Genomic DNA, 9,098 nt, shown 5'->3' on the forward strand with positions numbered 1-9,098 from the left:
GACCCAAGAAGAGAATGCCCGAAACGGCCTGATAGCCACCGACTGGCGCGACCCGCAGTACGATATGCTGTTCCAGCCGGTTACCAACAGCATCCGTTACCATTACGACTTCAACGGCAACCGCACCACCACCGTATTGCCCGACGGCAGACAAATCAACTACCTGTATTACGGCAGCGGCCACCTGCACCAAATCAACCTCGACGGCGAAGTCATCACGGACATCGAACGCGATAAGCTGCACCGCGAAATCCAAAGGACACAGGGAGCCTTGACCAGCCGCTACGAACTGGATCCGCTGGGCCGTCTGAAAGCCCAAATCGCCCAACTCAACGGCCTGTCTGAAAACGGCAAAGCAGCCGTAGGAGCGGGTTACATACCCGCCCGCATGCACGGCCAAACCGCGGTCAAACGCAGCTACGGCTACGACAAAACCGGTAACCTACTCCACAGCACCGACCAGCGGACGGGCACCACGCATTTCGAGTACGACAAACTGGGCAGAATCACCCGAGCGGGTAACGAGCGGTTCGCCTTCGACCCCGCGCACAATATCCTTTCAGACAGGCATCGGGACAACGCAGTAAAAGATAACCGTCTTAAAGAATACAACGGCACCAGCTATTACTACGACGGCCTCGGCAACCTGATTCATAGAGAACTGCCAAACGGCGAAGTGCAGAACTATTTCTATGATTTGCACGACCAATTGGTTAGAGTGGAAATCCAACTCAGAGATGCCGACGGCAATTGGCGCAAAGAAACTTGGGCTTATAGCTATGACGCGTTGGGCAGACGGATAAGTAAAGGCCATCTGAAAACGGAGAACGCTAACGATATTCTGGATAGTGAAATCATTCTGGATAGTGAAATCATATTTCTGTGGGACGGCAGCCATCTGTTACAAGAACAAAATTCAGACGGCTTCTACACCTATATCTACACCGATGCAGACAGCTACGAACCGCTGGCGCAAATCCGTGATTGGGTTAATGAAGAAAAAACCAAACAAAGTATCCATTATTTCCACTGCGACCAAATCGGCACTCCCCGCGAGATGACGGATAAAGACGGCAATCTGCTGTGGTTCGGGGATTATGCAGGTTGGGGGAAACTCAAATCTGAAACAAACATTACAAACGCCCATCAGCCGTTCAGATTGCAAAACCAGTATTTCGACCAAGAGACGGGCTTACATTACAACTTCTTCCGCTATTACGAATCGGACTGCGGTAGGTTTGTTAATCAGGATCCGATTGGGTTGTGGGGTGGCAATAATTTTTATCAATTCGCGGTTAGTGCAAAAACTTGGGTTGACCCCTTGGGGCTTAATTCAATAAATGCTCGAATTTTAGCTACCGCAGCTAGAGGGCAGTGGGATGAAACTTTAACATTGATACGTCATGCAGCAAATCTTTCAGGAAGAGAAGCTGCAGATTTGATGCGAAAATGCGCTACTAAAAGAGGAAATGAATTAGTTAAACAATTTAAAAAACAAGGGGTTGGCAAAGGCGCCGCATCAGGGCAACATGGAACTCCATACTCAAGAGCATCTGCAGAGTTACAGCGCGAAGCAAATTCCATCACTGATACGCAATTAAAAAGTATTATGAAAGATGTAGCAAAACGCTTACAACAACAAGGTAAAGGACATAATCATAAATAACAAGGAATTTAATATGATGAATGCTTTAGACTATATTGACAGCCCTATGGATTCAATCTCAAGTAATGATCCTTATTTAATAGTTGACGTTATTGAATTAATAGATGACGACCAAGTAAAAATTTTACTGATAGATCACCTGTTAAATAATCTGTTAAGTATAGATAACACTCCTTATCTTTTAGGTTATACCTTGTATTTAAAATCTACTTTCATGGATAATAAAAATAAAATATTACTTTTAGAACAAGCAAAACGCCCTTTTAAGAATGCTATTATGCTAGATTCTGAAAATACTACTTTTGCTAAGGCTTATTTGGCACATGTGTACTATGATCTAGAAGAATTTACTAATGCTCTTCATTTAATAGAACAGATTCCAGAAAACTATTTTGCAAAATTACCTAGCCGCCAAAATTGGAGAGATCTAAAAATTCAAGAGTTAAAAATCTGTTGCTTAATAAATTTGAAAAAATTTATTAATTTTGAGCTCATTCTATATAAATTTTTATTAAAGATATCAAAATCAAATCAATACAATATTCCTCTACCAACAGAACTTTCTAATACAATTAAAAAAATATCTAGCTAAAAAGACTTTACTAATAACAAGCCTACATTACCGACGGCGAAGGCCACACCACCGCGTACGAATACGGCCAAGACGGTCTGCCTACGCAAAGAACCAATGCGCTCGGCCACACCTTCGGCTACCACTACGACCAAGCAAGAAGGCTCATCGGCCTCACCAACGAAAACGGCACCCGCTACCGCTTCGCCTACGACGTGCTCGACCGTTTGGTGGCCGAGAGCGGCTTCGACCACAAGTTAACTGCTTACCACTACAACGCCGGCAACGAACTGGTGCAGCAGAGCGAATACGGCGACGATGCCAGTATTGCCGCCAAACTGATGGCGCAATACGGCGGGCAACCTGTTAAAAGCACGGACAGGACACCGCTTTCAGACGGCTTCAAAGACAAAACCCCGCTCAGAATCACCGAGTTCAAACGCGACATTTTGGGCCGCCTGACACAAACCTTTGCCCACGACAGCACAGGTAAGGTTCAGGAAACCGCCTATCATTACGACCCCAACGGCAACCTCGTCCGCGCCGCCAATGCACACAGCATCACCTGCTTCGACTACAACCCTAACGGCCAACTCATCGGCCAGCACCACTGGAAGGTACCGACCCGGGAAGAGAACGAGCAAAACGGCCTGATAGCCACCGACTGGCGCGACCCGCAGTACGACATGCTGTTCCAGCCGGTTACCGAGAGCATCCGCTACCATTACGACTTCAACGGCAACCGCACCGCCACCGTATTGCCCGACGGCAGACAAATCAACTATCTGTATTACGGCAGCGGCCACCTGCACCAAATCAACCTCGACGGCGAAGTCATTACGGACATCGAACGCGACAAACTGCACCGCGAAATCCAAAGGACACAGGGAAAGCTGACCAGCCGCTACGAACTGGATCCGGTAGGCCGTCTGAAAGCCCAAATCGCACAACTCAACGGCTTGTCTGAAAACGGCAAAGCAGCCGTAGGGGCGGGTTACATACCCGCCCAAACCGCCGTCAAACGCAGTTACGGCTACGACAAAACCGGCAACCTGCTCCACAGCACCGACCAGCGGACGGGAACGACGCACTTCGAGTACGATAAGCTCGGCCAGCCCCTGAAAGTACAAAACCAAACCTTTGCCTTCGACCCCGCCTACAACCTGATTAACGAATACGGAGAGCAGGTAAAAGACAACCGCATTGCGGCTTACAACGGCATAAAATTCTTCTACGACGACTTCGGCAACACCATCCACAAAGAACATTCGGACGGCACAACCCAAAACCTGCATTACGACTTGTTCGACCGTTTGGTTAAAGTGGAAACGTTTAAGAAGAACGCCGAAACGGGAGAGTGGAACAAAGAAGTTTGGGCATTTGAATACGATGCTTTGGACAGAAGAGTCAGCAAAGGCCGTCTGAAAAACGGCGGTATGGAGACCATTGAAAACGTTTCAGACGGCCTAAGAGACAATGCCTGTCTGAAAACGCAGGCCGGTAAAGATATTCTAGACAGCGAAATTGCCTTCTTGTGGGACGACAGCCGCCTGCTTCAGGAACAAAATTCAGACGGCCTCTACACCTACATCTACACCGATGCAGACAGCTATGAACCGCTGGCGCAAATCCGTGGTTGGACGGATGCAGAAGGCGAGGCTAAACAACAGACCAGCTATTTCCATTGCGACCAAATCGGCATACCGCGTGAGATGACCGATAAGAACGGTAATTTGTTGTGGTTCGGGGATTATGCAGGTTGGGGTAAACTCAAATCCGAAACCAACATCACCGATACCCATCAGCCGTTCAGATTGCAGAACCAGTATTGCGATCAAGAGACCGGGCTGCATTACAACTTCTTTAGGTACTATGAGCCTGATGTAGGTAGGTTCGTTAATCAGGATCCGATTGGGTTGGCAGGGAGCTCTAATCTCTATGTTTTTGCCCCCAACTTTACAAAATGGGTTGATACATTAGGCTGGTTTAAATACCACGGTAATTGGTGTGGCCCAGACTGGACAGGAGGAAGAGAAGAACAATATAGCAGTTTTAGAGATAAGAATGGATATTATGCTGATCCAATCGGACTATTAGATGCTGCTTGTAAGCGTCATGATATTTGCTATGCCGAATGCCGAGAGCAATTCTCATGTTCAGGACTGGACAAATATGATTGTATGGTCAGATGCGACAATAACCTTGTAAGCGAATCTAGAAGTATTAAGAATGATCCCCATTCTACCTCGACTAAGCGATGGGGACTTGAAAAGGTAATTTCTCAGAATTACGGAGCAGAAAAAGATACTAACTCGTGTCCGATGAATATAATTAATCCACCATCTATAAATGAAGTTCTTAATCAAATGTCAACAATTTATAGGTAATATATGAAATTAAATAGGTATATAATTATATCATTTCTGTATTTAGTAACGATCTTGATACTATTTCTTATAAATCCTTGGATCGCCGAAATAATTAATATTATCCTAACACTTCCTTGGTCTATTTTTGAAGAAAATATTATTTCTAATCTAGGCTTAAATTTCAGTCCTATTGCTGATAATATACCATATAGAAGGTTGATCCACTTTACATACAGTACGATTTGTTTTTTACTAAATATAGTAATTATACGAAAATTATTATATTTTTTTAAATACCTTAAAGGATAAGCCAACAATGACGATTCTACATGATAAAGAAATTATTGGGATATTCCATCATAAGAAAAACAAAACATTAACTTTACATACAAGCGATAATCAATTAATCACATATAAAAATGTTATTTTCTTTCACATAAACAATTTCTCGGATCAAAATGTAATTTTTGATATATATAGTTTTGATAACAAAAACATTCCCAATAATATTATCGAGAATTTTCCAAGTTTATTTCCTTTCACAAATACTAATGAATCTTTTCAAATTTTATATATAAATTCATCTGTAGGTATGGAAGGTATAGTTATATTAGAACCATAGGAAATTAATTTTAAACACTAACATATAAATCAATACCTTATCTAAAATGAAAAGATTGCCCATCAGCACCAAAAATAAAATTTTAGAAAGGAAACAAATGGAAAATTTAATTGAATTTCTAGATATTATTATTTTTCTTCCATGGATATTTTTTTATTGGTATTGCGCTTATAGAATTTGCAGAAAATTGAATATAGTCAATTCGTTTGGTGAATTTTTGATTACCAAGCGTTTAGAATCTGATAAATTAATATGGGGTATTATTTTCAATAAAGATGAGCAAATCCAGTTTTTAAATAAGGACTTAAAATTTTACATTGTCAAATATGGAGTATGGATATTTATTCTTACGATTTTTTTGTATAGATTTTTTTATTCTACCTAGAACGAACTGGTGCAGCCGAGCGAATGCGGTAGCGATGCCTCCGTTACTGCCAAACTGATAACTAAACTCAGCTGCAAACCCGCCGACCAAAACCGATACTGCCTAGCTTCTAGACAGCCTCAGACAAAACCCCGCTCAGAATCACCGAGTTCCAACGCGACATCTTGGGCCGCCTGACCCAAACCCTTGCCCACGACAGCACAGGCAAGGTTCAGGAAACCGCCTATCATTACGACCCCAACGGCAACCTCGTCCGCGCCGCCAATGCACACAGCATTACCTGTTTCGACTACAACCCGAACGGTCAACTCATCGGCCAGCACCACTGGAAGGTACCGGCCCAAGAAGAGAATGCCCGAAACGGCCTGATAGCCACCGACTGGCGCGACCCGCAGTACGATATGCTGTTCCAGCCGGTTACGAAAAGCATCCGTTACCATTACGACTTCAACGGCAACCGCACCACCACCGTATTGCCCGACGGCAGACAAATCAACTATCTGTATTACGGCAGCGGCCACCTGCACCAAATCAACCTCGACGGCGAAGTCATCACAGACATCGAACGCGACAAACTGCACCGCGAAATCCAAAGGACACAGGGAGCTTTGAGCAGCCGCTACGAATTGGATCCGCTAGGCCGTCTGAAAGCCCAAATCGCACAACTCAACAGCCTGTCTGAAAACGGCAAAGGCAAAAGCAAAGTAGCGGCAGGTTACAGCCAAACCGCGGTCAAATGCAGCTACGGCTACGACAAAACCGGCAACCTGCTCCACAGCACCGACCTGCGGACGGGCACGACGCATTTCGAGTACGACAAACTGGGCAGAATCACCCAAGCGGGCAACGAACTGTTCGCCTTCGACCCCGCGCACAATATCCTTTCAGACAGGCATCGGGACAACGCAGTAAAAGACAACCGTCTTAAAGAATACAACGGCACCAGCTATTACTACGACGGCCTCGGCAACCTGATTCACCGCGAACTGCCAAACGGCGAAGTGCAGAACTATTTCTACGATTTGCACGACCAATTGGTTAAGGTGGAAATCTTTAAGAAAGACGGCAACAAAGAAACGTGGATTTACCACTACGATGCTTTAGGCAGAAGAATCGGCAAAGGCCGTCTGAAAGAAAACGGAGATGCTGAACCCCTTTCAGACGGCGTGGAAAACAATGCCTGTCTGAAAATGCAGGGAGGCAAAGATATTTTAGACAGCGAAATTGCCTTCCTGTGGGATGGCAGCCACTTGTTGCAGGAACAAAATTCAGACGGCCTCTACACTTACATCTACACCGACCAAGATTCTTACGAACCGCTGGCGCAAATCCGTGATTGGACAAACGAAGAAGAAACCGAACAAAGCATCCATTATTTCCACTGCGACCAAATCGGCATTCCGCGCGAAATGACGGATAAAGACGGCAATCTGCTGTGGTTTGGAGATTATTACGGTTGGGGTAAGCTGAAGAGCGAAACCAACGTAACGAAAACAGCACATCAACCGTTCAGATTGCAAAACCAGTATTTCGACCAAGAGACGGGGCTGCATTACAACTTCTTCAGGTACTATGAACCTGATGCGGGGAGGTTTGTTAATCAGGATCCGATTGGGTTGATGGGGGGGAGCAATTTATACATTTTTGTTAAAAATTCTTCAAGTTTCATAGACCCATTAGGATTGAGCGGGGTGTCAAAATTTATAGACTCATCCTTAACTGGCACTCATGTAGAAGGCTCTGCAACATTTGGAGTAGGTTTATCGGGAGAATGTGAGTATGCAGGAAGTGGTAAATTAAGTTGCAGCATTGCTCTAACCTCAGGAGCAGGAATAGGAGCTTCTGTTGGAAAATCCCATAATATTATCGGAAATGGTAAAAAAGACGGAGGATTCGTAGAAATATGTGGCACAGCAAAATTTAAGGCTTCTATTGGCATCTGTGCAGGAAGCAATTTAGAAAAATCGGCAAAACCTTATGTTACAGGTAAAGCAGGTCTTGGATATGGACTAGGGGCAAATGCTAATATTGGTTATCAAAAAACTTTTGATTTCAAAAAAATTATGACCGCCCCATCAGCCACAGACACGAGACTTCCACCTGGAATTTCATTACCAAATGGAGTAAATATTAACAACATGCATCCTAATGCTATTTCAAGTATGAGATTTTAAAGAGAAAACTTATGGAAAAATATGCTTTTTTTGTATTAATAGTTTTTATACTATTTTATTGGTATATTGCATTTTTATTATGCAAAGAAAACAATATTGTGGAGCACCCTTCTGATTTCTTCATAAAGAACTTAGAAATAAATAAATTTCTATGGAACTTAAAAAAAGAAAATTTAATAAATATTGATTATAAATTTTATATATTAAAATATGGACTATGGTTAATTTTACTATTAGTTTTTATATTTTTCAAAGGAGGGAAAGGATAAAAAACAAGCAAGCCGTAACCTGTATAACATACTTATTTAATGTGTGTGGGGTATGCCAACAGCACGCACGCGTTTTTTATCCAATTAATTAGCATTGACCTACGAAATTCTATTACGACTTCAACGGCAACCGCACCACCACCGTATTGCCCGACGGCAGACAAATCAACTACCTGTATTACGGCAGCGGCCACCTGCACCAAATCAACCTCGACGGCGAAGTCATTACGGACATCGAACGGGATAAGCTGCACCGCGAAATCCAAAGGACACAGGGAGCCTTGACCAGCCGCTACGAACTGGATCCCGTAGGCCGTCTGAAAGCCCAAATCGCACAACTCGACAGCCTGTCTGAAAGCGGCAAAGCAGCCGTAGGGGCGGGTTACATACCCGCCCGCACACCCGCCCAAACCGCGGTCAAACGCAGCTACGGCTACGACAAAACCGGCAACCTGCTCCACAGCACCGACCTGCGGACGGGCACGACGCATTTCGAGTACGACAAACTGGGCAGAATCACCCGAGCGGGTAACGAACGGTTTGCCTTCGACCCCGCGCACAATATCCTTTCAGACAGGCATCGGGACAACGCAGTAAAAGATAACCGTCTTAAAGAATACAACGGCACCAGCTATTACTACGACGGCCTCGGTAACCTGATTCATAGAGAACTGCCAAACGGTGAAGTGCAAAACTATTTCTATGATTTGCACGACCAACTCATTAAGGTGGAAATCCAACGCAAAGATGTCGGCGGCAATTGGCGCAAAGAAACGTGGGTTTATAGCTACAACGCGTTGGGCAGAAGGGTCAGCAAAGGCCGTCTGCAAACAGAAAACGCTAACGAAGTTTCAGACAGGCATTCAACAGATAATGCTTCTTAAATTCGAATTTTAAGTGCAACGCTCAGGTAGCAGTTGGAACAGGTTTTAAGAATAAAACACTTGGCGTTTCATAGCCAAGTGTTTTTCTTGGCCGGTGGTTCAGTTCATCTTGAACCCTGCGTATCTCCCGATGGCTGATGTTGCGGAAATCGGTTTGC

General features: G+C 44.3%; 5 protein-coding genes and 2 pseudogenes. All 7 read left to right on the top strand.

What is annotated here, in order from left to right:
* On the top strand, positions 1–1,666 hold a 1,666-nt coding region (locus AKG09_RS11205), incomplete at its 5' end, for an RHS repeat-associated core domain-containing protein (RefSeq protein ID WP_231623938.1).
* Positions 1,667–1,679: 13 nt separating this feature from the next.
* A complete protein-coding gene (locus AKG09_RS11210) occupies positions 1,680–2,258 on the top strand; it encodes a hypothetical protein (RefSeq protein ID WP_054619524.1) in 579 nt (192 codons plus the stop codon).
* A 29-nt stretch (positions 2,259–2,287) separates the two neighbouring features.
* Positions 2,288–4,624, top strand: a pseudogene (locus AKG09_RS12260) (RHS repeat-associated core domain-containing protein); the annotation flags it as partial.
* Between the two features lie 298 nt (positions 4,625–4,922).
* Positions 4,923–5,228, top strand: a complete 306-nt coding sequence (locus tag AKG09_RS11230) for a hypothetical protein (RefSeq protein WP_054619527.1) — start codon at positions 4,923–4,925, stop codon at positions 5,226–5,228.
* Between the two features lie 549 nt (positions 5,229–5,777).
* Positions 5,778–7,787 (top strand): RHS repeat-associated core domain-containing protein, encoded by a 2,010-nt coding sequence (locus tag AKG09_RS11735; RefSeq protein ID WP_231623939.1) that lies wholly within the window; start codon positions 5,778–5,780, stop codon positions 7,785–7,787.
* 11 nt (positions 7,788–7,798) lie between these two features.
* Positions 7,799–8,056 carry a hypothetical protein gene (locus AKG09_RS11245; RefSeq protein WP_054619529.1) on the top strand — a complete coding sequence of 86 codons (258 nt, stop codon included), beginning with the start codon at positions 7,799–7,801 and terminating at the stop codon, positions 8,054–8,056.
* A 104-nt stretch (positions 8,057–8,160) separates the two neighbouring features.
* Positions 8,161–8,919: pseudogene (locus AKG09_RS11250) on the top strand (type IV secretion protein Rhs); the annotation flags it as partial.
* Between the last annotated feature and the right edge of the window lie 179 nt (positions 8,920–9,098).

The organism is Neisseria sp. 83E34, assembly GCF_001308015.1.
Classification (GTDB): Bacteria; Pseudomonadota; Gammaproteobacteria; order Burkholderiales; family Neisseriaceae; genus Neisseria.